General features: G+C 65.4%; 25 protein-coding genes, 1 tRNA gene and 1 pseudogene. 4 read left to right on the top strand and 23 right to left on the bottom strand.

The annotated features are described in order from the left end of the window. From HB677_RS17380 to HB677_RS17370, 3 genes and pseudogenes are all read left to right on the top strand, one after another. Positions 1-416, top strand: a pseudogene (locus HB677_RS17380) (nucleotidyltransferase); the annotation flags it as partial. After that, positions 413-1,879, top strand: coding sequence for a ThiF family adenylyltransferase (locus HB677_RS17375; RefSeq protein WP_213816995.1), 1,467 nt, complete (start codon positions 413-415; stop codon positions 1,877-1,879). The pseudogene HB677_RS17380 and the gene HB677_RS17375, both read left to right, overlap by 4 nt. Beyond that, positions 1,876-3,666 (top strand): SAVED domain-containing protein, encoded by a 1,791-nt coding sequence (locus HB677_RS17370; protein WP_213816994.1) that lies wholly within the window; start codon positions 1,876-1,878, stop codon positions 3,664-3,666. Before HB677_RS17375 ends, HB677_RS17370 begins: the two co-directional genes overlap by 4 nt. Positions 3,667-3,812: 146 nt before the next feature. Here HB677_RS17370 and HB677_RS17365 read toward each other — a convergent pair whose 3' ends face one another. Both HB677_RS17365 and HB677_RS17360 read right to left on the bottom strand, forming a co-directional pair. Continuing rightward, the gene (locus tag HB677_RS17365; protein ID WP_213816993.1) at positions 3,813-4,433 is read right to left on the bottom strand and encodes a Fic family protein; all 621 of its coding nucleotides are present in this window, start codon (positions 4,431-4,433) and stop codon (positions 3,813-3,815) included. A 357-nt stretch (positions 4,434-4,790) separates the two neighbouring features. After that, positions 4,791-4,931, bottom strand: a complete 141-nt coding sequence (locus HB677_RS17360; protein ID WP_213816992.1) for a hypothetical protein — start codon at positions 4,929-4,931, stop codon at positions 4,791-4,793. 295 nt (positions 4,932-5,226) lie between these two features. On the opposite strand from HB677_RS17360, the gene HB677_RS17355 reads away from it, so the two are divergent. Next, positions 5,227-6,144: a site-specific integrase gene (locus HB677_RS17355; protein WP_213816991.1), complete on the top strand. Its 918-nt coding sequence runs from the start codon at positions 5,227-5,229 to the stop codon at positions 6,142-6,144. A gap of 135 nt (positions 6,145-6,279) precedes the next feature. On the opposite strand, the gene HB677_RS17350 is transcribed toward HB677_RS17355, so the two are convergent. From HB677_RS17350 to HB677_RS18635, 21 genes are all read right to left on the bottom strand, one after another. Further along, positions 6,280-6,353: transfer RNA gene (locus HB677_RS17350), tRNA-Pro, on the bottom strand. A gap of 107 nt (positions 6,354-6,460) precedes the next feature. Next, the gene (locus HB677_RS17345; protein ID WP_213816990.1) at positions 6,461-6,946 is read right to left on the bottom strand and encodes an NUDIX hydrolase; all 486 of its coding nucleotides are present in this window, start codon (positions 6,944-6,946) and stop codon (positions 6,461-6,463) included. A 127-nt stretch (positions 6,947-7,073) separates the two neighbouring features. After that, complete coding sequence (locus tag HB677_RS17340; RefSeq protein ID WP_213816989.1) at positions 7,074-7,271, bottom strand: hypothetical protein; 198 nt, start codon at positions 7,269-7,271, stop codon at positions 7,074-7,076. Positions 7,272-7,351: 80 nt separating this feature from the next. Next, a complete protein-coding gene (locus HB677_RS17335) occupies positions 7,352-8,629 on the bottom strand; it encodes a M18 family aminopeptidase (protein ID WP_213816988.1) in 1,278 nt (425 codons plus the stop codon). A gap of 35 nt (positions 8,630-8,664) precedes the next feature. After that, positions 8,665-9,156 carry a hypothetical protein gene (locus HB677_RS17330; RefSeq protein WP_213816987.1) on the bottom strand — a complete coding sequence of 164 codons (492 nt, stop codon included), beginning with the start codon at positions 9,154-9,156 and terminating at the stop codon, positions 8,665-8,667. A 164-nt stretch (positions 9,157-9,320) separates the two neighbouring features. Next, entirely contained in the window at positions 9,321-10,829 is a 1,509-nt protein-coding gene (der, locus tag HB677_RS17325) for a ribosome biogenesis GTPase Der (RefSeq protein ID WP_213816986.1), read from the bottom strand. A 10-nt stretch (positions 10,830-10,839) separates the two neighbouring features. Then, on the bottom strand, positions 10,840-11,562 hold the full coding sequence (cmk, locus tag HB677_RS17320) for a (d)CMP kinase (protein WP_218624786.1): 723 nt from the start codon (positions 11,560-11,562) through the stop codon (positions 10,840-10,842). Continuing rightward, positions 11,559-12,650, bottom strand: coding sequence for a prephenate dehydrogenase (locus tag HB677_RS17315; protein WP_213816985.1), 1,092 nt, complete (start codon positions 12,648-12,650; stop codon positions 11,559-11,561). The genes cmk and HB677_RS17315 overlap by 4 nt, the downstream gene beginning before the upstream one ends. Continuing rightward, on the bottom strand, positions 12,647-13,417 hold the full coding sequence (locus HB677_RS17310; RefSeq protein ID WP_213816984.1) for a pseudouridine synthase: 771 nt from the start codon (positions 13,415-13,417) through the stop codon (positions 12,647-12,649). The genes HB677_RS17315 and HB677_RS17310 overlap by 4 nt, the downstream gene beginning before the upstream one ends. Then, positions 13,404-14,027 carry an SMC-Scp complex subunit ScpB gene (gene scpB, locus HB677_RS17305; RefSeq protein WP_213816983.1) on the bottom strand — a complete coding sequence of 208 codons (624 nt, stop codon included), beginning with the start codon at positions 14,025-14,027 and terminating at the stop codon, positions 13,404-13,406. Before scpB ends, HB677_RS17310 begins: the two co-directional genes overlap by 14 nt. Then, positions 14,017-14,841, bottom strand: a complete 825-nt coding sequence (locus tag HB677_RS17300) for a ScpA family protein (protein ID WP_213816982.1) — start codon at positions 14,839-14,841, stop codon at positions 14,017-14,019. Before HB677_RS17300 ends, scpB begins: the two co-directional genes overlap by 11 nt. Then, positions 14,825-15,712 carry a ParA family protein gene (locus HB677_RS17295; protein WP_213816997.1) on the bottom strand — a complete coding sequence of 296 codons (888 nt, stop codon included), beginning with the start codon at positions 15,710-15,712 and terminating at the stop codon, positions 14,825-14,827. The genes HB677_RS17300 and HB677_RS17295 overlap by 17 nt, the downstream gene beginning before the upstream one ends. A gap of 127 nt (positions 15,713-15,839) precedes the next feature. Further along, a complete protein-coding gene (xerD, locus tag HB677_RS17290; protein ID WP_213816981.1) occupies positions 15,840-16,760 on the bottom strand; it encodes a site-specific tyrosine recombinase XerD in 921 nt (306 codons plus the stop codon). Next, positions 16,747-17,319: an NUDIX hydrolase gene (locus HB677_RS17285; RefSeq protein WP_213816980.1), complete on the bottom strand. Its 573-nt coding sequence runs from the start codon at positions 17,317-17,319 to the stop codon at positions 16,747-16,749. The genes xerD and HB677_RS17285 overlap by 14 nt, the downstream gene beginning before the upstream one ends. Further along, on the bottom strand, positions 17,312-19,006 hold the full coding sequence (locus tag HB677_RS17280; protein WP_374193831.1) for a CTP synthase: 1,695 nt from the start codon (positions 19,004-19,006) through the stop codon (positions 17,312-17,314). The genes HB677_RS17285 and HB677_RS17280 overlap by 8 nt, the downstream gene beginning before the upstream one ends. Positions 19,007-19,099: 93 nt before the next feature. Next, positions 19,100-20,812 carry a DNA repair protein RecN gene (gene recN / locus HB677_RS17275; RefSeq protein WP_213816978.1) on the bottom strand — a complete coding sequence of 571 codons (1,713 nt, stop codon included), beginning with the start codon at positions 20,810-20,812 and terminating at the stop codon, positions 19,100-19,102. After that, positions 20,809-21,735, bottom strand: a complete 927-nt coding sequence (locus tag HB677_RS17270; protein WP_213816977.1) for an NAD kinase — start codon at positions 21,733-21,735, stop codon at positions 20,809-20,811. Before HB677_RS17270 ends, recN begins: the two co-directional genes overlap by 4 nt. A 16-nt stretch (positions 21,736-21,751) precedes the next feature. Continuing rightward, a complete protein-coding gene (locus HB677_RS17265) occupies positions 21,752-22,600 on the bottom strand; it encodes a TlyA family RNA methyltransferase (RefSeq protein WP_213816996.1) in 849 nt (282 codons plus the stop codon). Between the two features lie 31 nt (positions 22,601-22,631). After that, complete coding sequence (locus HB677_RS17260) at positions 22,632-22,787, bottom strand: hypothetical protein (protein ID WP_213816976.1); 156 nt, start codon at positions 22,785-22,787, stop codon at positions 22,632-22,634. Then, positions 22,784-23,794 (bottom strand): HAD-IIA family hydrolase, encoded by a 1,011-nt coding sequence (locus HB677_RS17255; RefSeq protein WP_213816975.1) that lies wholly within the window; start codon positions 23,792-23,794, stop codon positions 22,784-22,786. The genes HB677_RS17260 and HB677_RS17255 overlap by 4 nt, the downstream gene beginning before the upstream one ends. Further along, positions 23,791-25,089: a hypothetical protein gene (locus HB677_RS18635; RefSeq protein ID WP_307852635.1), complete on the bottom strand. Its 1,299-nt coding sequence runs from the start codon at positions 25,087-25,089 to the stop codon at positions 23,791-23,793. Before HB677_RS18635 ends, HB677_RS17255 begins: the two co-directional genes overlap by 4 nt. Positions 25,090-25,220 lie beyond the last annotated feature (131 nt).

The raw sequence follows: 25,220 nt of genomic DNA, 5'->3' as shown, positions 1-25,220 counted from the left end.
AACTGGCGACCTACCAGGCCTTCGCGTCGGGCGCCGTGTCAGGGAGTGACCAAGCGGAATACTACGTGTCAGCACTCACCGAGGTAAGCAAGATCATCGAGAATTTCGTGACATACGGGATCGGCGTGAACGACCCCACCCTGGCTGGTGCGACGATTCACATACGCGCCTCGGACGAGGAACTTGAAGCGGCGCGAACTCGATTCGCGGATGCAGCCATCTCAGCGGATGATGCCCTGGCAGAGGAGGATGAGGGCAAGGCGGCGCTCGCCTTCCAGAAACTCCTCGGCAAGAACGGCGACGACAAGACGGTGTTCCCGATGCCGCCCGGCTTCAACGAAGACGGCAGCAAGCGCGCGTCCGCAATCCTTGCTGGCGCCCGGGTGGTGCCCGCCGGCACAAGGACTTTCGGGTGAGCCTGACCGAGTACGACGACTACATCGCCTACTCGCGGCAACACTTTGAAGAAGGTCTCATCCGTGGCGGCTTCACCGAAAGCGACGCCGGATGGCGGGGACCCATCTCGCACTCCGGTAGAGCTACGGAAGTGCTCATCACGCTACGATCGCGGTTCCCGTTCCAGCCGCCGCGTGTCGTCCCCATTGAGCTCGATCTTGTGCCCTGGTCCTGGCACCGAGAACTCAACGGCTCACTGTGCCTGATCGCCGAGGACGATCATGACGGACTGTGGTGGACCGAGGCCAGCGAGTTCGTCGAGCACATCACGGCCTGGTTCGAGCGAGCAGACGCCGGTTGGCCAGACGATCGTCCCGATCTCGACCTCGACCGGTACTTCGACCTGTCCGAGGACGCTCGTGTCTATCTGTACGATGATCTCGAGCAGCACCGAAACGGCTTTGTGCGCTTCCGTCCCGCGAAGAACGACGTCATGCGAATCGGAACAGGCACGCGACCAGCGAAGGTCTCGAAACACAGCAAAGACCGGTTCGGATACGTTGCCGACCTTGGCGAGGTGGCCGCTCCTCCCCGAACGTGGGAAGACATTTCAGCGCTGATCGATCCCGCAGTGGATCTGGACCGCCGGATTCCCGACCACACAGTGGCAGTCCTCGTTCTCATCTATCGACGTGGTGCTCACAACGGTGCGATCGCTCTGGACGTCTGGCCGACGACCGCCGGTGGGATCGCCGTCAGACGTCTGCGTTCAGGAGCAGATACCAATGCGGCCAGACAGGCTCGGGCAGGCGTCCTTGCCCTGGCGCTCAGTGATCGCCGTGTCGCTGTCGTTGGTGTCGGCGCACTGGGCTCCTTCGTGGCAGACACGCTCGTGCGATCCGGTGTCCGCCATCTGACTCTTGTTGATGGAGACGTCGTGATGCCGGGCAACCTCGTTCGCCATCTCGTTGGCCCCGAAGCCGTCGGGCTGACCAAGGGCAAAGCTGTAAAGGGTCACCTTGTGGCTCGCGCCGACATCCAGGGTTCCGACATCGAAGTCGTTGATGACAACATCAGTTCCGGCGACGCAGCCGTCGAGCTTCTTCAGAATCACGATCTTGTTGTCAATGCGACTGCTGACTTCGCGACCACGGCACTCCTCCATGTCGCGGCCAAGTCGCTTGGAACACGCGTTCTCTCGGCTGCGCTTCAGAACGATGGTGCCACGTACCGCATCGACGTGTTACCGCCACTCGACGGCGCCACTCCTCACCCGCCCTCGGCGCTCGATGCCGAGCGTTCCACAGCGGATGTGTTCGAAGCCGGATGCGGAAGCCCAATCTCACCAACTCCGCCGTACGCGGTGATTGAAGCGGCTGCAGCAACGGTACGACATGCGCTCGGACTACTGACGAACAGCCCGCTCCATCCGGCGGGAGAGGTACGAACCATCGCATCAAGCCCACAAGGAGGTGAACTGTGACGCGCTTGCCTGCTCGCATCGAGCTGAGCGGCAATGCTCACGAGACGATCGCCTCCGAGAATGCAAAGCAGCTTCCGCTCGAAACGGGCGGGGTCCTTCTCGGGTACAGGGAGGGACGCAACATCGTTGTTACCCACGCCCTGACTGTCGACGGGCAGGCCGGCACTAATCGCTACGTTCGAGACGACGTCCGGGCGAACGAGCTCCTTGAAGAATTCCTCGCTGGACGAGCAGATGACGATCCGACAGGCTATATCGGCGAATGGCACAGTCATCCCGCCCCCTCGGGGCCTAGTCCGACGGACGTCGCCGCCATGCGTGCAATCGCGAAAAGCAGCGATGGCCCAGTAGCGCTGCTGGTCTATGCGCCCGGCCGAACCGATCCGTTCATCGGACTGGTCGCCCAACGGCACCGCTTGGGTCGCATCACCAGTACCAAAGCGGAAGTTTCCTTCCCAGCGTCGAGGTTCGCGCCCTTGGGCCCCTTGCCCGATGGAGCCGTGCGCGGAGACGGTCCGGTCTTCATCTCGTACCGACAGTCAGACGGAACGCCCCATGCCGAATCTCTCGAGGGCCTCCTGAGAGCCGCGGGGCTTGTCGTGTGGAGAGATAACAGCGATCTGCGAGCCGGGACGACTATCGACCGGCTCGAACAGGCGCTCACCAAAGGGCTCTCGGCTGGTGTTCTCGTCGTGACCCCGGAGATCGTCTACAGCGAAATCGTTCGCGAACGCGAGTTGCCTCGCCTACTCGAACTCGACAACGATTCGGCTTTCAGCCTGTGTATCGCAAATGCGATTCCCCGGGTTGGGAACGGATCGAAGTGCGACTACGACGGACCCGACCGCCTCCTACGACTCTCACCCGCGCGAACGCTCGCAGACAAGAAGCAAAGCAACATGCTGGCTCCGACCGGTGAAGTAGAAATCGTGCGTGATCTACTCATGCACCGGGTCGAGCAGCGACGACCGAAAATCCGCGAGGAGGGGCGGCCGTTCAGCATCCGTGTCCAGACCCGCCCCACGCCGTTTGCCCTCGAAGCCGACGAAGACGACCTGCACATCCGCATCAAGTCATCCGACAACGGACGTCTTCCTTCCCGCGAGGGGCTTGAACACCTCAAGACGACTCTCCCGCTCACTGGAGACGCCGTGTACGCCTCCGGCGCGAAAACTGCACGGATCTCCGGCGGGGCACACCTCTCGGTTGCCCTTGCTATCGGAGCAGCCCTTCCCGAAACCAAGATCGGCAACGTCGAGGTGCTCGATGCTCGCGATCAGATCTGGACGTCCGTCACCCCCGAAGACGATCCGATAACCACCCAGCTCGACAGCACGCGACTCATAGTTGCAGGGCTACGACAACCTGAGGTCCCAGATCGTGCCGCGATCTTCATCAGTCTGACGCCCGCCCCCGATGAGACAGCCTTTGAACGCCTCTTGCATGATTCAACACAACCGTTCACGACAGCAGCCGTGATCTCAATTGCCGGATCGGATCGGATCGATTCTAGAGAAGCAGGACGGCTCAGCGCTGCCATCGCGCGGCAGATAAAACAACTAGCCGCCACTAACGGACGTGCCGAGGTACATCTTGCATTCCACGGCCCCTATCCGATGGCCATCCTCATCGGCCGCTATCTCAACACCCTCCGCACGGTGGTGTACGAGTGGGAGACCAGCGATACGAGTGATTCGCGCTATTCGCCAGCCCTAATCCTCGAACCTGGAATCGCCGGAGGGCCAATCACAGACGTACTCGTCTTGGAAGAACAAAGCGGGTGCTGAGTCAAGAGCATCCCAACTTTCCCAGTCTCGTCTCGGGCTCCTGACACACCGAGTAAGCCGCGACGATCGAGCCCACTACAAATACGCAGACTGTATTAGCTACGTGGCTAAGAACCCGTCACAAAATCGTGCTGCAGATCGCGGCGCTAGAGCTTGTATATGGGGATGAAGGCCGCGAGCGGCTTGGGGTCACGATTGACATCATAGGCACGGAGCAGTTCAACGTACGGCTTCTTGTCGATCGACCAGTCGTACATCTCGACGTCCTCTGACTCCTGAGCAGCTAGGAACGTCAGGTCAGCATACAGGCGGGTGCTCCGGCCGTTCCCATCAGTGAATGGGTGGATCCGCACGCACTCAGCATGCACAGCGACACCGAGTTCACGCGGTGTCCAGTCCTCGGTGTGATCCCATCGATACCGGATGGTTTCGATAGAGATCCGCAACTCGAGCGCGATGTAGGCAGGGTCGACTCCGAGATTGAAGAGATGACGCCGGTGCGTCCCTACCCAGATCCAGATATCCCCGTACAGTCTTTGGTGCAGTTCTCGCAGGAAGCGGTCTGAGAGCAGCTCGTCGAGCCCGAGTCGGTCTTCGAGGACGTCAGTGGTGAGCTGTTCGGTAACCTCGGCTTCGACGGCCTGTTCGAGGTCGTAGACGGCCGCTTTAGTGATCGGTTCTTCAAGGGCTTCGCGAGCCGCCGGAGTCAGGGCATCCAGCTCATCGAACGGGAGCGGAGTCTCGCCGTAACCCGGATCGAGCGTCACTTCTGCGTGTTGCGGGCCACGACGAAGCGCCCGGTCTTTGCAGACCGAACATAGTTTGCCGGCACGGTTCGTCGTTCCAGCGACGCTGACTCACGTGTGGAGCGTACGGCGGCACGCTTTACAGCGTCCTGGTCGATCGCCTTGCGCTTCATCACCGTCCTCCTTCATGCATTTCGTGTGGCAGCGCTCAACTTTACCGCACCATTCTGGGGCCTTCTAGGCACCGAGAGGCGGGAATCGGTCAGGAATCCACCGCTGGGGCAGTGCGCCTCCCGATTCAATACATGTGGCAGGTATCTGTCACGAGGGAGGCTTGAGGTTGCACGGCCGATCAAACAATCGATCACGCCCGCACGATCAGCTCTTGCCGAGCCCCGGCTCCGCCGTGAGGGAGTTCACCGTCTCATTGCGGCGGATGCGGTTCTCGCGGATGACGGCTGGGGCAGCGTATTCGAGGAGTTCCGAGGCAAGTTGGAGTCCGCCGACCTCGTTGATCACTGTGGCGGACGCACGGCAATATCTCGTACAGAAGGGCCGGGAATACTTACATCAATGAGGCGAGATCCTTGATCGGATGATCACTCGCCCACCCGCTCTCCCGCCGCCCGGAACTCGCCTCCACCTCGACACGCTGAAACGAGGATCTCGATTTCGTGCCAGAGTCCGCTGGACTGACCCGTCATCGCGCGAGCGCCGGAGCCGCTCGGTCACGGTTGACGATGAGGTCGGCGCCCGGGAGTTCTTCGAACTCATGCGGGCGAGTTCGATTCATAAGATCGATCCGTTCATCAGTTTGAGCGATTACGCACTCTCGATCAATGGCCGATTCCTCCGCGGCGTCGACCCAACCTCGACCGCCACCGGATATCGTGCTGGGCTCCAACTCCGGGTCCTGCCTGCCCTCGGGCATCTGCGCATTCACGACATCACGACCGGGCTCGTAGATCGAACCATCGACCTCTGGGAGAGCGAGCACTCTCGCTCCACACTCAAGAGCACGATCGCCGCGCTGACACGGATGCTCGATGAAGCGGTGCGCGATGATCTCATCGCTCGCAATCCCGTACGCGACCGCGCCCGCAGACGCTACCACCAAAACACGGAACTTCAGCGTACGAGACCCGTTCCCTCGCCCGATGAGGTTGCACGGATCGCTGAGACCTGCGCTGCGATCCACCAAAGCTACGGCGACCACATCATGCTCAGCGCATTCCTCGCCGCGCGCAGTTCAGAAGTAGCCGGACTCATCGTCGGCGACGTCGACTGGACGAGCAAGCTAGTCACGATCGAGCGTCAGTGCTTCCCCGGCGCCGGCGGCCTCAGCATCAAGCGGCCAAAGGGGCGTCGAGTTCGCCGCGTTCCGATCATCGAGCCACTTGAGCCAGCGCTGCGCAGACTCACAGTGCAACGGGCACGCAACCTGCCGCTGTTGCGTGGACCGCGCGGCGGCGTCGTGACCACCGCAGCGTTGCGTGATGCAACCGGCTGGGATCAGATGGTTGCATCACTCGGGTTTCCGGGGTTGCGCCGTCATGACCTTCGGCACGCGGGTGCAACCTGGTTCGCAAACGCGGGGATCCCGATCCATGTCGTGAGCGACATCCTCGGGCACGCATCCGTCGAGACAACACGTGCATACCTACACACTGACGACAGCGCACTGCAGAACGCTGCAGAACGCATGAACCAGCACCTCAGGAGGCGGCGATGAGTAGCTAGAAATGGCTGAACCCCTTGACCATGTCGAGTCAAGGGGTTCAACGGGTACATATTTGGGTCCAAGACCGGCGATTTACCGATCTCACGACTTCATAAAAATACCTTCTGATCAGGTATTTTACATCTGTCGGGCTGACAGGATTTGAACCTGCGACCCCTTGACCCCCAGTCAAGTGCGCTACCAAGCTGCGCCACAGCCCGTGACTTCCATTTCAATGCTGGGAAGTGGATGATCCGACCAGCGGATTCCGTTCCAGCGCCGTAATGGCAACTCCGATAGCTTACCGGTTCTTTGGAGCTCCGAATGCCTACTTTAGGTATGTCCGGAGATCTGGCCAGGCCGCAGCGAAACCCGGATGCAGCGGAAGGCCCTCGACGTCCTCGACCGGAACCCAGCTGATAGCCACGCTTTCGGCATCGGCGATCACGGGTTCGAAGGCACGCTCGGTCTCGACGATCACCGTGGTGTACGTCCAAAACCCCAGATCAAGTACGGAAGTGTGCAGTGTACGCAGCGCATCGGCCGGCACTGTCGCTTCCTCCGCGGCCTCCCGAAGTGCACCCTGGACGGCGGTTTCGCCCTCCTTGCGAGCTCCCCCGGGCAGGCCCCATGTGCCACCGAAATGACTCCAGTCGGCACGATGTTGCAAAAGAACTCCGCGGGAACGATCCCACACCAGCAGGCCGGCCGCGCCGAAGACGCCCCAAAACTTTTGGCCGTCCGGTCCGTACACCCAGGCGTCGCCGGGGTCGCGCACGTGCCCCGGAGGGAAGGGAGGAGGACCACCAGTCATGGGTCAAGTCTGCACGACGAATATGTCAGGAGCATTTCGCCGGCGACACCCGGGGACATACCGCGGTCTCATGCCACGGATCAGGCGGAAGTGGATGCCCCGGGGCGCGAGTAACCCGCGGCCCGGGTCATCCGAATTCCGACAGATCGCCGTCTGCCCACCCGGCCTTGCGCGCCTGCTTGTAGGCGTCGTCAAGTCCGATCTTGGCGGAGCGGTAGCTCGCTTCGTTCTCGCGGAGAGCGGTTCGGGCGTCACGCAGGCGCTGTAGCGCCGTGACCTTCTCGGTGCCGTTCTCGTCGGTGGTGAGACGGGATGTGATTGACATGGCCTCACCATAGGAGACCGCAAGGTTGGCTGACGGCGTTATCCACACGCTCTCGGCGTGTTGCCAGACGTAATTTACTTTCAGTTAACCGGTTCGAGAAATGCCTGAATTGCGGCGGTGAAAACGGCCGTATCAGTCGCCGCGCACATCTCCCGCGCGGAGTGCATCGACAGCACGGGCATGCCCACGTCGATCGTACGAATGCCAAGGCGTGTCGCCGTCAGCGGGCCGATGGTCGACCCGCACGGGACGGTGTTATTCGACACGAACTCCTGGAACGGCACGCCCGCCTGCTCGCAGGCGCGCACCCACTCGGCCGCACCCAGCGCATCGGTGGCGTAGCGCTGGTTGGCGTTGATCTTCAGGAGCGGACCGCCTCCGACGATCGGGTGGTTCACCGGATCGTGGCGCTCGGGGTAGTTGGGGTGAATCGAGTGCCCGACGTCGGCGGACAGGCACCACGATGACGCGTACGCCTGCAGGCGCTGAGCCTCGCTCGCGCCGTTGCCCGCGCTGATGCGGGCGAGCACGTCGGCCAGGAACGGCCCACTGGCACCGGACCGCGTCTCGGAGCCGAGTTCTTCGTGGTCGAACGCCGCGAACACCGGGTAGTGGTCGAGTTCGGTTCCGAGTCGCAGCAGCGCGACGAGGGACGAATGGACGGATGACAGGTTGTCGAGCCGTCCGGACGCGAAGAACTGTGCGTCCATTCCGAATGTTGCGGGAGCCGCAGTGTCGGCCACCATGACGTCGTAGCCGGTGACCTCGTCGCCGGTGCGGCCGGCGAGGGAGGCAAGATGCGCGACGACGTCGGCCCCCGCCGCATTTCCCACACCGATGACCGGGTTCATGTGGCGCTGGGGGTCCAGCACCAGGCCGTTGGCGTTCACTCCGCGATCGAGGTGCACGGCGAGCTGCGGGAAGCGCAGGTACGGGCCGGTGCGCACCAGCGCGCTCGTGCCATCGCGGAAGACGAGGCGTCCGGCGAACTCCAGCTCACGGTCGAGCCAGGAATTCAGCAGCGGTCCGCCATACACCTCGACGCCTGCCTGGATCCAGCCGACGTTGCCCGTCGTGGGCTTCGGCTTCAGCTTGAATCCGGGCGAGTCCGTGTGCGACCCCACTATGCGGAACGGCGTCGTGGCCGTCGCGGTGGCCGGTTCGATCCAGGCGATGACGGCGCCATCACGCACCACGAACCGCTTGTCGGGACCGGTGGGCCATTCGTCCGCTTCGTTGAGTTCAACGAAGCCGGCCTCGATGAGGCGCGCGGCGACCTCGGTGACAGCGTGGTACGAGGAGGGAGAGGCCTGGATGAACCGGGCGAGGTCTGAGAGGTGGTTCGAGATTTCCGTCACCGGTCAATTCAACCAGTCGCGGCGGTCTCTCGTCTCTACGCTCCGGCCTTAACCGGCTTGGGAAACGCGGCCCGCATGTGCTTGGCGCGCAGCAGGTCACCGATCGCGATGAGCAGGAGGCTGAAGATCGCCTGCTCGATGATCATCCACAGCGGGTACAGCCCCGGGATGCACGACACCACCACGGTGACGATCGGGAAGATCCAACTGAAGAGGGTGAGCCGCTGGTAGGCCCAGTAGTAGCCCTCCGCCGCGCGTGCGGCGAAATAGAACAGCGTCGTGGTGATGCCGAGCACCGCGGCGCTACGCACCCAGACCGCGAGAACCACATTCTGGCCGGAGACCAGCAACACGATCGCCACGATGACCGCGGTGATACCCACCAACAGTTCGACGAGCAGCATGCGGCGGATGCCCCGGAACGTGCGCGCGATTCTCGGATGGTCGAGCGGCTCGGCATCGACCCGGTAGTTGGCGTGGCGTCCGGCGGCGAACCTGTCGAGCGGACGGAGGATCTCAAACGCCATGCACCGACCCCCTCGTCACTCCCGCACTCACCGGCATTACTGCGTACAAGCATGCCATGCGCACAGCGAACCTCCGGCCGCGGCGGGGCGACATTTGCTCGTTAACGACGAATCGAGCAGCCCGCGAACGGACTGCTCGATTCTGCTGCCTCGCGGCAGGAGACTTAGCGCTTGCGCTTCTCGCGCACGCGCATGTTCACGTTGATCGGGCTGCCCTCGAAGCCGAAGATCTCGCGCAGACGGCGCGTGATGAATCGACGGTACTGCGGGTCGAGGAACCCGGTCGTGAACAGCACGAACGTCGGCGGACGGGACGCGGCCTGCGTACCGAACAGGATGCGCGGCTGCTTTCCACCGCGCACGGGGTGCGGGTGCTCGGCGGTGAGCTCTGCCAGCAGGGCGTTGAACTTGCCGGTGGGGATGCGGGTGTCCCACGACTCCAGCGCCTTCTCCAGCGCGGGAACGAGACGCTCCATGTGGCGACCGGTCTTGGCGGAGATGTTGACGCGGGGTGCCCAGGCGACGTGGCTCAGGTCCTGCTCAATCTCGCGCTCGAGGTAACGACGGCGGTCGTCATCCAGGAGGTCCCACTTGTTGAAGGCAAGAACCAGGGCGCGACCAGACTCGAGTACCAGGTCGATGATCTTGAGATCCTGCACGCTGATGACCTCGGAAACGTCGATCATCACGACGGCGACCTCGGCCTTTTCGAGCGCGGCGCTGGTGCGCAGCGTTGCGTAGAAGTCGGCACCCTGCGAGAGGTTGACGCGACGGCGGATACCGGCGGTGTCGACGAAGCGCCAGAACTTGCCGGCGATTTCGACCTGCTCGTCGACCGGGTCGCGGGTGGTGCCGGCCATGGCGTTGACGACAACCCGCTCTTCGCCGGCGGTCTTGTTCAGCAGGCTCGACTTGCCGACGTTCGGGCGTCCGAGGATCGCGACGCGACGCGGTCCACCGACCTCTTCCTTCGCTACGGCGGAAATTTCGGGCAGGACGGTCAGGACGTGGTCGAGCAGGTCGGCCACTCCCCTGCCGTGCACGGCGGAGACGGGCCACGGCTCACCGAGTCCGAGGCTCCAAAGAACGGCGGCATCGGATTCCTGGCGCGAGTCGTCGACCTTGTTGGCGACGAGGATGACGGGCTTCTTGGTGGCACGCAACATGCGCACGACGTGCTCGTCGGTTGAGGTGGCCCCGACCGTGGCATCCACCACAAAGAGCACTGCGTCGGCCAGGTCAACGGCGACCTCCGCCTGGGCGGCAACCGACGCGTTGATGCCCTTGGCGTCGGGCTCCCATCCGCCGGTGTCGACGATGGTGAACTGGCGGTCGGCCCACTCGGCCTTGTAGTTGACGCGGTCGCGCGTGACACCGGGGGTGTCCTGCACGACTGCCTCGCGACGACCGATGATGCGGTTCACGAGCGCGGACTTGCCGACGTTCGGGCGGCCGACGATGGCGAGCACCGGAAGAGCCGGAAGGTAGACGATCGCGTCCGGGTCGTCACTGACGGTCTCGAGCAGGTCGAGGTCGTCGGCGTCGAGGTCGTAGTCATCCAGGCCCGCGCGCAGTGCGTTGGAGCGAAGGGCGCCCGACTCCTCGTCGATCGAGTTCAGGCGTTCGACAATCTGGGGGTCGAGTTCGGGGAAATCGTCGTTGTCGTCAGCCATTAGTTAATCCTCAGTTCGTGGGGATCTCCGCGCCGCGCTCGGCTGCGCGTACAAGATCGACGACGGCGGTTACCGTCTGCTCGAAGTCGAGATCCGTTGAATCGACGGTGATTACACCGTCTGCGGCGTTCATGAAGTCGACGACCCGTGAGTCTGCGGCATCCCGCGAAGCGAGCTGTCGTGCTGTCGTCTCGGCGGACTCTCCTGAAAGTTCCGCTGAACGCCTTGCCATTCTAGCGTCTTCGGAGGCCGTAAGCAGTATTCTCACCCGCGCATCCGGTGCGACGACCGTCGTGATGTCGCGCCCTTCGACGATGATGCCCGGCTTGGTGGTGCCCGCGATGATCTGACGGAACAGCGCGACGAGGTAGGCGCGCACCTCGGGAACGCGGGCAACGGCACTGACCACGGCGGTCACGCGGGGCTCACGGATGGCCTCGGTCACGTCGGTATCCCCCACCGTCACGTAGTAGTCGTCCGGGTCGGTGCCGATCTCGTACTCGAAGTCGACGAGGGTCGCGATGACGTCCTGTGCCTCGCTGGTGTTGACTTCCTGCTGCAGGCAGAACCACGACAGGGCCCGGTAGGCGGCGCCGGTGTCCTGGTAATCGAACCCGAGCGCCCGGGCGGATGCCTTGCTGACGCTGGACTTGCCGCTGCCGGCGGGTCCGTCGATGGCGATGACGATGGGCGCCTCGGCCGGCTCGGTGGTGATGCTGCCGTCGATGTTCAAGAAAACTCTCCCGTGATTTTCCAGCCGCGCGACTGCAGCTCGGCGGCGAGGCGGTGCTCGACCTCCGGCAGGATCGCGATTTCGGCGAGGCCGATCTGTGCGCCCGGCGAGTGCTCGAGGCGAAGGTCTTCGATGTTGACGCCGGCCTGACCAATCTCGGCCATGAGCCGCGCGAGCTCGCCCGGAGTGTCGTCCACCTGCACGATGAGCTGGCTGAAGTGCTTGGCCTGGCCGTGCTTTCCCGGGATGCGGGCGACCCCGGCGTTGCCGCCGGCGATCGCCTCGGCGATGGCGCGGCGCGCTCCGGGGGCGTCGGGCTCCGCGAGCGCGGAGATCACCGCGTCGAGCTCCGTGCGGAACTCCTCGAGAATGCCCAGCAGCGGTTGCGCGTTGGCGGCGAGGATCTGCACCCACAGGCCGGGTTCGCTTGACGCGATGCGGGTGGTGTCCCGCAGCCCCTGACCGGCGAGCCCCACAGCGGAATCGGATGCCTCGCGCAGGCGTGACGCCAGGAGAGAAGCGATGACCTGGGGGGCGTGAGAGACCAGCGCGACGGAACTGTCGTGCTCCGCGGCATCCATTTCGATGGGGACGGCGCCGAGATCAAGCGCAAGATCCTCCACGGCGGCTGCGCGACCGTAGGTGATGGCATCGTGACCGGCGATGACCCACGGGCGACCGACGAAGAGATCGGCGCGGGCGGATACCGCTCCCCCGCGTTCACGACCGGCCATGGGGTGCGAACCGATGTACCGGCTGAGGTCGGCGCCGAGTGCCCGCAGCTCGGTCAGCGGCGCGAGCTTGATGCTCGCCACGTCGGTGACGAGGGCGTCGGGGTAGGCGGCGAGTTCCGCGGCGACGGTGGTGGCGGTCACGTCGGGCGGCACGCACACGACGATGAGCTGGGGTGCGTCACCCGCGGCGGCGGCACGACCGGCTCCGTAGTCGACCGCGAGAGTGACTGTCGACGGGGAGATGTCCGCGAGGATGACATCGACGCCCCGGGCCCGCAGCGCGAGACCGATGCTGGCACCGAGCAGCCCGGCACCCACGATCCTCACGGGCCCGACGAGGCGTCGGTCGGTCATGACGCGGAGTCCTGCTCGGCCTTCGCCGCCCGCGAGATGGTCAGCAGCTGGCCGAGTTCGGCCTTAGTCAGGTCGCGGATGTTTCCGGACGGCAGCGAGCCGAGGTGCAGGGGCCCGAACTGGCGACGGACAAGGTCGATGACCGGGTGACCGACATGCGCGAGCATACGACGCACGATGCGGTTACGGCCCGAGTGGAGTTCGATCTCCACCATGGACTGGCCACGTCCCAGCTGCCCAACAACCCGGGCCTTGTCGGCGGAGATGAAGCCGTCCTCCAGCTCGATGCCGTTCATGAGTTCGCGCATGGTGGTCGAGGCGACCTCGCCCGACACCTTGGCAATGTAGGTCTTCGAGACGCCGAACGACGGATGGGCCAGCACGTGGGCGAGTTCGCCGTCGTTGGTGAGCAGCAGCAGTCCGCTGGTCTGGGTGTCGAGGCGGCCGACGTTGAACAGGCGCTCCTCGTAGCGGGCGGTCCATCGGTAGAGGTCGGCGCGGCCGTTCTCGTCCGCGAGTGAGCTGACGATACCGACGGGCTTGTTGAGCATGAGGTAGCGCTTGGTGATGTCCAGCTGCACGGCCGTGCCGTCCACGGCGATCAGGTCGACCTCGGGGTTCACCCGGCGGCCGAGTTCCTTGACGACCTTGCCGTTGACGGTCACCCGCCCGGCACTGATCAGGTCTTCTGACACACGCCGGCTGGCGACACCTGCCGCGGCCATCACCTTTTGCAGGCGTTCGCCTTCGTCGCTAGCGGAGATCATCGAATCCGTCCGTTCCATCGTCAAGCAGTGGGGAAATATGGGGCAGCTCGTCAATCGAATTGATTCCGAGCTGGCTGAGCATGAGGTCTGTGGTCGCGTAGTGAATCGCGCCCGTCTCGTTGTCGGTGTATGCCTCGGTGATGAGGCCCCGTCCGAGGAGCGTGCGCACGACCGAATCAACGTTCACCGCACGGATCGATGCTACAGACCCGCGGCTGATCGGCTGCTTGTAGGCAATCACCGCGAGGGTCTCCAGAGCCGCCTGCGAGAGTTTAGTCGGGTTCTGCGTGAGCACGAAGTCGCGGGCAACGTCGTCGAACTCGCTCCGCACGTAGATGCGCCAGCCTCCGGCCACTTCACGGAGTTCGAAGCCGCGACGGATGCCTCCGGCTTCGCCGTCAAAGTCTGCGACGAGGGCGGCAATCGCCTTCCTCACGACGGCGACGGGCTTACTCAGGGCTGTGGCCATCGACACCACGCTCTGGGGCTCGTCGGCGACCATGAGGATGGCCTCCAGTGCCCGCTCGATCTCGACGGGAGGCGCGGCCGGTGAGATGCCCTGCTCGTGCGAAGGGGTGGGCGTGGAGGCATCCGCTGTGTCAATTGTCATAATCGGCTCCCAGGTTTGCGAGGCTGTCGTCGGACCAGTGCTCGGCCGTCCAGCTGACGATGAGTTCTCCAAGCGGTTCGACCTGCTCGAAGGTGATGGAGGCGCCGCGGTACAGCTCGAGCACCGCGAGGAACCGGGCGATTATCACGCCCTTTTGGTCGGCACCGGCGATGAGCTGTCGGAAGGTGAGCGGCTCGCCCTTGCGCAGCATGGCCACGATGTGGGCCGCCTGCTCCCGGATGCTGACCAGGGGCGCGTGCAGGTGGTCGAGACCCACCGAGGGCAGTTCCCGCGGGGTGAAGGCGAGTGTTGCGAGGGCAGCGAAGTCGTCGACGCTGAGGGTCCAGACGAGCTCGGGCGTCTGCTTGCGGTACTTCTCCTCGAGCCGCACCGAGCGGAAGTGCCGGCCGGATTCCCCATCGAACTGCGTCGTAAACCACTGCGCTGCCTCTTTGAACGCGCGGTACTGCAGCAGGCGGGCGAAGAGCAGGTCGCGGGCCTCGAGCAGCGCGACGTCCTCGGCATCGACCAGTTCGCCCTGCGGCAGGAGCCCCGCCACCTTGAGGTCGAGCAGGGTCGCCGCAACGACCAGGAACTCCGTCGCCTTGTCGAGTTCTTCGGCGGAATCGAGTCCGCGCAGGTAGGAGATGAACTCGTCGGTTACCCGGCTGAGCGAGATCTCGGTGATGTCCATCTCGTGCTTCGAGATGAGGGAGAGCAACAGGTCGAAGGGCCCGTTGAAATTGCTGAGGCTGACCGAGAATCCGGATGCCTCGCTCTGCAGCTGCTCGGAGTCGCTAGGCGACTGCGCCACGGAAGATCAACTCTCGCGCGAGCTGGCGGTAGGCCTGGGCGGCCGGGTGCTCCGGGGCGAACGTGGTGATGGGAGCGCCGGCGACGCTGGCGTCGGGGAACTTCACGGTGCGCCCGATGACGGTCTCCAGCACGTTGTCACCGAAGGCCTCGACGACACGCTCGAGGACCTCACGCGAGTGCAGCGTGCGGGAGTCGTACATGGTGGCGAGGATGCCGTCGAGCTTGATCGCCGGGTTCAGGCGGTCGCGCACCTTGTCGATAGTCTCGACGAGCAGCGCGACACCGCGCAGCGCGAAGAACTCGCACTCGAGCGGGATCAGCACGCCGTGGGCGGCGGTGAGGGCGTTGACGGTGAGCAGACCGAGGGACGGCTGGCAGTCGATGAGGATGACGTCGTAGTCGTTGACAACCTGGCGCAGCACGCGGGCGAGGATCTGCTCGCGGGCGACCTCGTTGACGAGGTGCACCTCGGCGGCGGACAGGTCGATGTTCGCGGGAATGAGGTGCAGGTTCGGAACGCTGGTCTCGACGATGGCCGACGCGGTGTCCTTGACGGTACCCAGCAGCAGGTCGTAGATGGTGAGCGATTCGTGCGTGTTGACGCCGAGGCCCGCGGACAGCGCGCCCTGCGGGTCGAAGTCGATGGCGAGCACCTTTCGGCCGGTTTCGGCGAGGGTCGCGCCCAGGCTGATGGTGGTCGTCGTCTTGCCGACTCCACCCTTCTGGTTGCACAGGGAGATGATGCGGGCGGGGCCGTGAGTCTTCAACGGTGCCGGGTCGGGGAACGTGCGAAGCGGGCGGCCGGTCGGGCCGACCTTCTCAACTTCGAGCCCAGCGAGCTCGGCGCCTTCTGTCTTCTTGGCCGTCACTGATGTTGCTCCCGTTTTCACGCCGACCACGCTCGGTCGGGTATCTCAACTGTAACGGCTGCGCTCCCGCCAACCCGGTAACCACGCGCTGTCGCGCCACCCGTCGGGCGCGTCGGTGCCGCCGGCCTCAGCGGGCGCGCGGATGTGACTGGCGATACATGTCGCGCAGCGAATCTGCGGTCACCAGTGTGTAGATCTGGGTCGTGGCAACCGACGCGTGCCCGAGCAGCTCCTGCACCACGCGCACGTCGGCCCCACCGGTGAGCAGATGGGTGGCGAAGGAGTGCCGGAAGGTGTGCGGGGAGATCTCCACACCGATGTGGGACCTCTCGGCGGCCGCGCGGATGATCAGCCAGGCGTTCTGCCGCGAGACCCGCTGTCCCCGCAGCCCGAGAAAGAGCGCGGGGGTGGCAGTTCCCCGCGCCGCGAAGGTCGGCCGCGCGCGCACCAGGTACGCGTCGATGGCCGCCCGGGCGTAGCTGCCCAGCGGCACGATGCGCTGCTTTCCGCCCTTGCCGAACAGCCGCACCACGTCGTCCTCGATCACGTCGTCGACGTTGAGGGCGACGGCCTCCGAGATACGGGCGCCCGTCGCGTAGAGCAATTCGAGCAACGCCTTGTCCCGCAGCTGCTGGATGCCGTCCCCGTCGGTGGCCGCCAGCACCTGGGCCATCTGCTCGATGGAGATCGCCTTCGGGAGGCGGCTGGGAAGTTTCGGCGGGGCGGTCTCCGCCGCGACATCCGTCACCGCCTGTCCCTCGTCGACGAGGTAGCGGTGAAAGCCGCGCACCGACGAGAGCATGCGAGCCATGGATGACGCGGTCAGGGGCGATTCGGTGCGGCTGCCCAGATGCCGTGCGTACGCCGAAACATCGGCGGTTCCCACCGCGGACGGCAGGTCTATTCCGCGGGCGCCCAGCCATTCCACGTAGGCGGTGAGGTCGCGGCGGTACGCGGACACCGTATTCGTGGACAGCCCGCGCTCGATGGACACGTGCCGGAGGTAACGCTCGAGACTGAGCGGAAGAGTCAGCTCAGCGGCGGGCATGGGCGGCCAGTACCGCGATCATGAGGATGGAGTTGCGCAGTCGTCCGTCGAGCACGGCCGTCACGGCCTCGTCGAGGGGCACCCAGCGCAGCGCGATGTCGGCCTCTTCCTCTTCGCGGGCGAAGGTGTCCGTCGCGGTCAGTCCCCGGGCGAGATACACGTCGATGAGCTCGTTGCTGCCACCGGGAGACGTGTGGAACGACACCAGCGAGCTCCAGTCGTCGGCGCGCAGGTCGACCTCTTCGGCGAGCTCGCGCTGCGCCGCCGCGAGCGATGCCTCGTTGTCGATGTCGAGGAGGCCGGCGGGGAGCTCCCACTCGCGCATGGCGATGGGGTGACGGTACTGCTGAATCAGCAGCACGCGGTCGCGCTCATCCAGCGCGAGCACGGCGACGGCCCCAGGGTGATCGACGTAGTCGCGCACGATCTCGTGTCCCCCGTACTCGAAGGTGTCGCGGCGGATGTCCCACACACGACCTTCGAACACCAGGTCGGACTCGAGTACGGGGCGCGGTGTCGGCTCGTCCGTCAGGGGCGCGTCACCGAGCGCGTCAAACATCCGCGGGTTCCGCGACCTCGAAGAGACGGCTGGCCTGCTGGCGCTCGATGGCGGCGCCAACGAGTCCACGGAACAGCGGGTGGGCGTGGTTCGGACGCGAGCGCAGCTCGGGGTGTGCCTGCGTTCCGACGTAGAACGGGTGCACGTCGCGGGGAAGCTCGACGTACTCGACCAGGGTGCGGTCGGGTGAGATTCCGGAGAACGACAGGCCAGCCTCGGCGATCTGCTCGCGGTAGGCGTTGTTGACCTCGTAGCGGTGACGGTGACGCTCGGCCGCGGTCGGGGCACCGTAGAGCTCGGACACGAGGGATCCCTCGGCCAGGTTTGCCTCGTACAGTCCAAGGCGCATGGTGCCGCCCAGGTCACCCGCGGCGATGATGTCGACCTGCTCCGCCATGGTCGCGATGACCGGGTAGGTGGTGTCGGGATCAAATTCAGTGGATGACGCGCCTTCGAGTCCTGCCTTGTTGCGGCCGTACTCGATCACCATGCACTGCAGTCCGAGGCACAGGCCGAGCGCCGGAATGCCGTTTTCGCGCACGAACTTCAGAGCGCCGAGTTTTCCCTCGATGCCCCGGATGCCGAAGCCACCGGGAACGCAGATGGCATCGAGGTCGGCAAGCTGCTTCGCAGCGCCTTCCTCGGTCTCGCACTCGTCCGAGGGAACCCAGCGCAGGTTGACCTTCGTCTGGTGGGCGAACCCGCCGGCCTTGAGGGCCTCGGTGACGGACAGGTAGGCGTCGGGCAGATCGATGTACTTTCCGACCAGGCCGATCGTGACCTCGCGCTTGGGGTTGTGCACGGCATCGAGAACGATGTTCCAGCCGTCCCAGTTGACCGGTCCGGCGTCGAGACCGAGCTGGTCGATGATGTACGCGTCCAGGCCCTGGTCGTGCAGCATGGTGGGGATGTCGTAGATGCTCGGCACGTCGATGGCGTTGACCACGGCGGCCTCGTCGACGTCGCACATCAGTGCGATCTTGCGCTTGTTCGACTCCGAGACGGGACGGTCGCTGCGGAGCACGAGGGCATCCGGCTGAATACCGATCGAGCGCAGCGCCGCAACGGAGTGCTGCGTGGGCTTGGTCTTCTGCTCACCGGAGGCGTTCATGTACGGAACAAGGGAGACGTGGACGAAGAAGACGTTCTTGCGCCCGAGCTCATGGCGAACCTGGCGGGCGGACTCGATGAAGGGCTGGCTCTCGATGTCACCGACGGTGCCACCGATCTCCGTGATGATGACGTCGGGGCGCGGTTCACCGGAATCCGAGACGGTCGCCTGCAGGCGCATCCGTCGCTTGATCTCGTCGGTGATGTGCGGAATGACCTGCACCGTATCGCCGAGGTACTCGCCGCGACGCTCCTTGGCGATGACCTGCGAGTAGATCTGACCGGTCGTGACGTTCGCGGCCTGGCTCAGGTTGATGTCGAGGAAGCGCTCGTAGTGGCCGATGTCGAGGTCGGTCTCAGCTCCGTCGTCGGTGACAAACACCTCGCCGTGCTGGAAGGGGTTCATGGTGCCCGGATCCACGTTCAGATACGGATCGAGCTTCTGCATGACAACGCGGAGACCGCGGGCCGTCAGAAGATTACCGAGGCTAGCTGCCGTGAGTCCTTTACCAAGACTCGAAACGACACCCCCGGTGACGAAAATGTGCTTTGTTACGCCCGTTTCAGAATTGTTCACCACGGGATTACAGCGTATCTCACGGCGGGGCTTCACCGCTGCCTTCGACGCACCGAGATCGCCCGCGCACGGCGTGTCGCGGGCAGAGGCGGCTCAGACGCTGGCGCGGGCCATCTCGATGAGCTCGCGCGCGTGCGCCAATCCGCTTTCGGAGTCGGGCAGGCCCGACAGCAGACGCGCCATCTCGGCGATCCGTTCATCTCCTTCGAGCTGCTGAACGCTGCTCTCGGTAACCGAACCGTCGCTGTCCTTGACCACACGGAGGTGGTTGTTGGAGAAGGCTGCGACCTGGGCGAGGTGAGTCACAACGATGACCTGCGCGGTCTGCGCGAGGCGAGCGAGACGACGGCCGATCTCGATGGCGGCGGCGCCACCGACTCCGGCATCGACCTCGTCGAAGATGAAGGTGGGAACGGGGTCGCTGCCCGCGATCACAACCTCGATTGCGAGCATCACCCGGGAGAGCTCTCCCCCGGATGCGCCGCGACTGAGAGAGCGCGGTTCGGCCCCGGAGTGCGCCTGCAGCAGGAAGGAAATCTGGTCCTTGCCGGTCAGCGTCAGATCGACGCGATCTTCCACCTCGACGGTGAGCCGCGCGTTGGCCATGGCCAGCGCGCCGAGTTCCTCGGTCACCCGCTCCCCCAGCTGCTCGGCGGCGGCACGGCGAACGACACTCAGTCCCTCGGCCAGGGCGAGCACCTGCTCACTGTCGGCGGCGACCTGCGCCCGGAGCGCGTCGATGCGATCGGAGTCGTTGTCGAGCTCGAGCAGCCGGCTGCTGCCGCGGTCGAGGAAGTCGATGGCGTCTTCGAGGGTGGGCCCATACTTGCGGATGATGACGCTGAGCTCGGCGCGACGCTCCTGCACGACCTCCAGCTCGCGGCTGCCCTCCACGTCGAGGCTGCTCAGGTAGTGGGACAGCTCGGCGGAGATGTCGTTGACGGAGAAGATCACCCCGGACAGGGCTTCGGCGATCGGCGCGAGCACGGCGTCGTGCTCGGAGGCGCGTTCGAGCAGGCGGCGCGCGCTGTCGAGGAAACTCAGCACGTCGCCGGTCTCCTCCAGCCCCTGCGACGACACAAGCTCCTGCGCCTGGGCGGCGGCGAGCCGCAGGTCTTCGAGGTTGGTCAGGCGGTTGGCGCGGTCGGCGAGCTCGTCGTCTTCCCCGCGCTGGGGCGCGACGGCTTCGATCTCGGCAAGTGCGATGCGCAGGTCGTCGGCCTCGCGCAGCCGACGGTCACCCTCGGCGATCAGCACGTCGAGTTCCGCCTGCGCTTCCTGCCAGCGGTGATAGATGTCCTGGTAGTCGCCGAGCAGCACGGTGAGGTCGCGGCCGGCAAACCGGTCGAGCGCCTCGCGCTGTGCCGTTGCCGAGCGCAGACGGATCTGGTCGGACTGCCCGTGCACAACGACGAGCTGCTGCCCGAGTTCGGCCAGTACACCAACGGGCGCGGCACGCCCTCCGACGACGGCTCGACTGCGACCCTCGGCGGAGACGGAGCGGCTCAGCAGCAGTCCCGCCTCCTTCTCACCGGGGAGAGGATCGAGCTCTCCGCCTGCATCGGACACCCGGTCGGCCACGGCACCAACGGCGGGAACCAGCCACTGGCCCTCGACGATTGCCTGCTTGGCTCCGGAACGGACGACGGATGCCTCCGACCGGCCGCCCAGCAACAGGCCGAGTGCTGACACGACCATGGTCTTGCCCGCACCGGTTTCGCCGGTCAGTGCGGTGAACCCGGGGCCGAGGGGCAGCCGGGCGTCTCCGATGACGCCGAGTCCCCGGATGGAAATCTCTTCGATCACGGTCGCGCGTCCTGTTCGCCGACCGGTCCGCGCCAACCCGAGACGGGCAGCGAGAACTTCCGGACGAGGCGATCGGTGAACGGTCCGTGCGACAGCCGGGCAAGACGCACGGGCACGTCGGAGCGCTTGACGACGACGCGGGCTCCCCGCGGCAGCTCCTGGGTGCGACGTCCGTCACACCACAGCACGCCGGTGCCCTGGGTACGGTCGAGTACCTCGACGGCCATCGTCGAATCCGGACCGACCACGAGTGGACGGGCGAACAGGGCGTGGGCGCTCAGCGGAACCATGAGCATGGCGTCGACGCTCGGCCACACGACGGGACCGCCGGCCGAGAACGAGTACGCGGTGGAGCCGGTCGGCGTCGCCATGACGATTCCGTCGCAGCCGAAGGAGGAGAGGGGACGGCCGTCCACCTCGATGACAACCTCGAGCATGCGCTCACGACTTGCCTTCTCGATGGTGGCTTCGTTCAGCGCCCAGGTCTCGTAGATGACCTCGGCGTCGACCTTGACCCGCACCGACAGGGTCATCCGCTCTTCCACCTCGTAGTCGTGGGCGAGCACGCGCGCCACCGCCTGGGTGAGATCTTCGCGCTCGCTCTCGGCAAGGAAGCCGACGTGACCGAGGTTGACGCCCAGAAGCGGCACGGGGCACCCGCGCGTCAGTTCGGCGGCGCGCAGGATGGTGCCGTCGCCTCCCAGCACAATGACGATCTCGAGATCGCTCGTGCTGACGGAGTCGCCCAGGATCGTCACGGGGAACAGGTCACCCGCGACGGCGCGCATGTCTTCGTACTCGTCGGCAGACAGCACGGGCGTGAGGCCGGCCGCCTGCAACTGCAGGCAGACCTGTATTGCGGCATCGAGTGAATCCTGTCGCCCGGTGTGCGCGACGATAAGAATGTGCCGATCGGTTGTCACGGTGGGCACCCCTTCATTACGCACTTGCAGCGATTCGCTGTATCCATTCTGTCGGATTCACACCGGTCGCCGCTGTGAGCCAGACCAGATACTCGAGGTTCCCTGCGTTTCCGGCGATTGGGGAGGAGATGACACCGCCCGTTCCGAGGCCCAGATCCCAGCCGGCCCACAGCACATTACTGATGGCGTCCTGGCGTAGGGCCCTGTCGTGCACGATTCCCTCGCGGATGCCCGATCGGCCCACCTCGAACTGCGGCTTGACCAGCAGCACAAAGTCGGCGCCCGTGCCCACGGTGTCGACCAGCGCGGGAAGCACGGTCGGCAGCGCGATGAACGACAGGTCCGCGACAACCAGGGTGGGAGTCTTCGAGATTCCGGATGCCCCGGACAGGCCTTCCGGCGTGAGGTAGCGGGCATTTACCCCCTCGACCATGGTGACCCGGGGGTCTTCCGCGATCTGGGGAACGAGCTGGCCGTGGCCGACGTCCAGGGCGATCACGTGGTCGACGCCACGCTCAAGCAGGACCTGGGTGAAGCCGCCCGTGGACGCGCCCAGGTCCAGTGCGAGTCGCCCCTGCACCGCAACGTCAAACGCGTCCAGCGCGGCATTGAGTTTGTGGGCAGCGCGGCTGACGTAGTGATCGGATTCGGCCACGACGATGACCTGGCTGTCGCGCACCTTGAACGATGGCTTCACCTGGGGCGTGCCATCGACGGTGACGAGCCCATCGGAGATGAGCTTGGCCGCCTGGGTGCGGGACCGGGCGAGTCCCCGCTCCCCGAGCGCCGAATCGAGCCGGGTTTCCGGCTCCTTCGGCACCTTGGAGACAGGCTTGTACTCCTCCGGCAGCTGGAATTCCTTCATCCGCGGCTCAAACGACCGCTCCTTGCGCGGCTCAGCCATGCGACCGCGACGAATCGCTGCCTTCCAGGCGGGTTTGCAACTGGTCGTGCACCTGCACGAATGCGGCGGCGCGGTCCTCGAGCGGCTGGTCCTCAATGAGGCGTAACCGCGAGAGAAGGGCGTCGGTGTCGTTCTCTGGCTCGCTCATACCCACGAATATAGTTCCGCTGGAACCTGCAGCATGTAAATGGTGGTGCCCGAGTTCCAGATCGCGGCGGAACCCGCGCGCAGCAGATCGACGCGTCCGTCGCCCAGGGAATCGACGCTCAGCACCTGGCCGCGACGACGAAGCACGGCGTCCCGCACGCGCACGACGACGTCGCCGTTGGGTTCGGTCGTCTCGATCGTTGCCGGATACGGCTCGTGCAGCTCGCGCAGGTCACCGAGGATGTACGTCGGCCGCGAATCTGCGTCGGCCGCCAGCACCTGCTTGGCCTGGTCGATGCCCGTCAGCACGAGCGCCGACGGGATCTTGGCCCGGTTCGCACCGAGAATGTCGGTGTCGAGACGGTCGCCGATAAAGAGGGGGGCGGATGCACCGAACCGCTCGACCGCGACCTCGAAGATTGCCGCCTCGGGCTTACCTGCCACCACGGGCAGACGTCCCACGGCGGTGTGTACGGCCGCGACGAGGGTGCCGTTACCCGGCGCGGTGCCGCGCGCCACGGGAATGGTCCAGTCGGTGTTGGTCGCCACCCACGGGATGCCCGTGTGCAGGGCGAAGGATGCCTCGGCCAGCTGCGTCCACCCGACCTCCGGAGCGAATCCCTGGATGACGGCGGCGGGGCTTTCCTCGGCGGAGCGGGTGGGGACGAACCCGCCCTTGACGATCTCGTCCATCAGTCCGTCGCCACCGATCACGAGGATCGTGGATCCGGCCGGCACGAGGTCGGCAAGAAGCTTGACTGCAGCCTGCGGCGAGGTGACAACGTCGGCGGGGGCCACGGTGAGCCCGAGGCTCGAGAGGTGCTCGGCGACCGAGGCATCCGTGCGTGACGCATTGTTCGTGATGTATCCGAGACGCGCGGTTTCGCCGGCCCGGTTCATCCCCTCAATTGCATGGGGAATCGCGTCGGCGCCCTTGTAGATGACCCCGTCGAGATCGGCCAGCACGAGATCGACGCCCGACAGGGGCGTCGTGGTGCCTGCCGTCATCGGTTGGTGTCCTCGGCGGTGTCGGAGCAATCGGTCGTGTCGGCGGTATCTGCGGTGCTGGATCCGTCGACGCCGCTCTCGGCATCATCCGTCGCGGCCGGAGCCTCAGCGGCATCGAAGCCGGCGGCGGCAAGCTCATCGACAGAAAGGTACTCCTCCGGAAGGTCTTCCTCGACGATTTCGATCATGTCCCCGTCATCGCCGTGCTCGGCGTTATCGAGCACCTGCGACGCGCGGGTCGACCGCTCGAACCAGACCTCGGCCTCGTCATCGCGGCCGAGCTCTTCGAGAACGGTGGCGTAGGCGTCGAACAGCGCGGGGCTGTACGAGAACGCGGTGTTGGGGTCCAGCTGCGGGATCTGTAGCTCGGTGAGCGCAGCGTCGAGCTGCTCGAGGTCGAGACGCGCGCCCGACATGGCGATCGCGAGCTCGACCTGGACGGGAACGGCCAGCGAGGAACGCGGAACGGACCGGCCCAGCTCGAGCGCCTTGTCGGGACGTCCCATCCCCCGCTCACTGTCGACCATCATGGGCAGCTGGTCGTTGCTGCCGGTGATGCGGCGGTGAGTGCGCAGTTCGCGCAGCGCGAGTGCGAAGTCACCGACGGCGTAAGCGGTAATCGCGAGAGTCTCACGAACGACACCGATGCGGCCGGCGCGACGCGCGGCAGAGATGGCGTGCAGGTGGGCCAACGCCGGGTCTTCTTCGATCAGACGGGCGGCCATGACCAGGTGCAGGGCAACGCCGTCGGCGTTCTCCTTGCTCAAAGTCTTCAGTTCGTTGCGGGCGACGCGATCGAGGTCGGCCGGCTCCACGCCCTCGGGAATGAGCGGCGCCTCGTGGTGGGCACGCACGGAGCGGGTGTTGAAGGGGTCGCGGTCCTCGGGGGTCTCGCGGTCGCTGGCGTCGTAGCTGCCACGCGAGGGAGCGCCACCGGAGGTCCAGAGGCGGCGGTCACCGTCGCGCGGGGCCGAACGCCCGTCACGGGAATCACCGGATCGCGGCAGGCGGGAGTCTCCCGATCGCGGTGGACGGGAGTCGTTGTCCCGGCGCGGACGGGCGTCGCCGTCGCGGCGAGGACGATCTCCATCGCGAGCCGGACGAGAGTCGTTGTCACGACGCGGGTAATCGGGACGGGAATCACCGGAACCAGCAGGGCGAGGGGGACGACCGTTGTCGGGTTGCCCGCGATTGGGACGGCCACTATCGTGACGACCTCCGCCTGAACTGCCGCCCGAGCTTCCGCCGGGTCGCTGTCCGCCTGGCCGCTTACCGCGGTCGCCTGAGTCGCTCACAATTGTGTCCTTTTCGCTACATGCCGGTGGGGCGCCATCTCTGACGCACCTGACCGTCTTCGTCGCCGTTCTCACTATCCGAACGAACTGACGTGCCTAGTCAACCAGCGATTCTGCTGCTCTTATGTATT

Source organism: Glaciihabitans sp. dw_435 (genome assembly GCF_018449675.1).
Lineage (GTDB): Bacteria > Actinomycetota > Actinomycetes > Actinomycetales > Microbacteriaceae > Glaciihabitans.
The sequence above is the reverse complement of the archived record's forward strand: the minus strand, read 5'-3'. Positions and strand labels throughout refer to the sequence as shown.

What these genes read in the sequence shown, in the direction of transcription:
- HB677_RS17345 (WP_213816990.1), bottom strand. Translation starts at nt 6,946, where the DNA reads ATGACTGGTGGTCCTCCTCCCTTCCCTCCGGGGCACGTGCGCGACCCC.
- HB677_RS17340 (WP_213816989.1), bottom strand. Translation starts at nt 7,271, where the DNA reads ATGTCAATCACATCCCGTCTCACCACCGACGAGAACGGCACCGAGAAG.
- HB677_RS17330 (WP_213816987.1), bottom strand. Translation starts at nt 9,156, where the DNA reads ATGGCGTTTGAGATCCTCCGTCCGCTCGACAGGTTCGCCGCCGGACGC.
- der (WP_213816986.1), bottom strand. Translation starts at nt 10,829, where the DNA reads ATGGCTGACGACAACGACGATTTCCCCGAACTCGACCCCCAGATTGTC.
- HB677_RS17315 (WP_213816985.1), bottom strand. Translation starts at nt 12,650, where the DNA reads ATGACCGACCGACGCCTCGTCGGGCCCGTGAGGATCGTGGGTGCCGGG.
- HB677_RS17310 (WP_213816984.1), bottom strand. Translation starts at nt 13,417, where the DNA reads ATGATCTCCGCTAGCGACGAAGGCGAACGCCTGCAAAAGGTGATGGCC.
- scpB (WP_213816983.1), bottom strand. Translation starts at nt 14,027, where the DNA reads ATGACAATTGACACAGCGGATGCCTCCACGCCCACCCCTTCGCACGAG.
- xerD (WP_213816981.1), bottom strand. Translation starts at nt 16,760, where the DNA reads ATGCCCGCCGCTGAGCTGACTCTTCCGCTCAGTCTCGAGCGTTACCTC.
- HB677_RS17285 (WP_213816980.1), bottom strand. Translation starts at nt 17,319, where the DNA reads ATGTTTGACGCGCTCGGTGACGCGCCCCTGACGGACGAGCCGACACCG.
- HB677_RS17265 (WP_213816996.1), bottom strand. Translation starts at nt 22,600, where the DNA reads ATGAAGGAATTCCAGCTGCCGGAGGAGTACAAGCCTGTCTCCAAGGTG.
- HB677_RS17260 (WP_213816976.1), bottom strand. Translation starts at nt 22,787, where the DNA reads ATGAGCGAGCCAGAGAACGACACCGACGCCCTTCTCTCGCGGTTACGC.
- HB677_RS17255 (WP_213816975.1), bottom strand. Translation starts at nt 23,794, where the DNA reads ATGACGGCAGGCACCACGACGCCCCTGTCGGGCGTCGATCTCGTGCTG.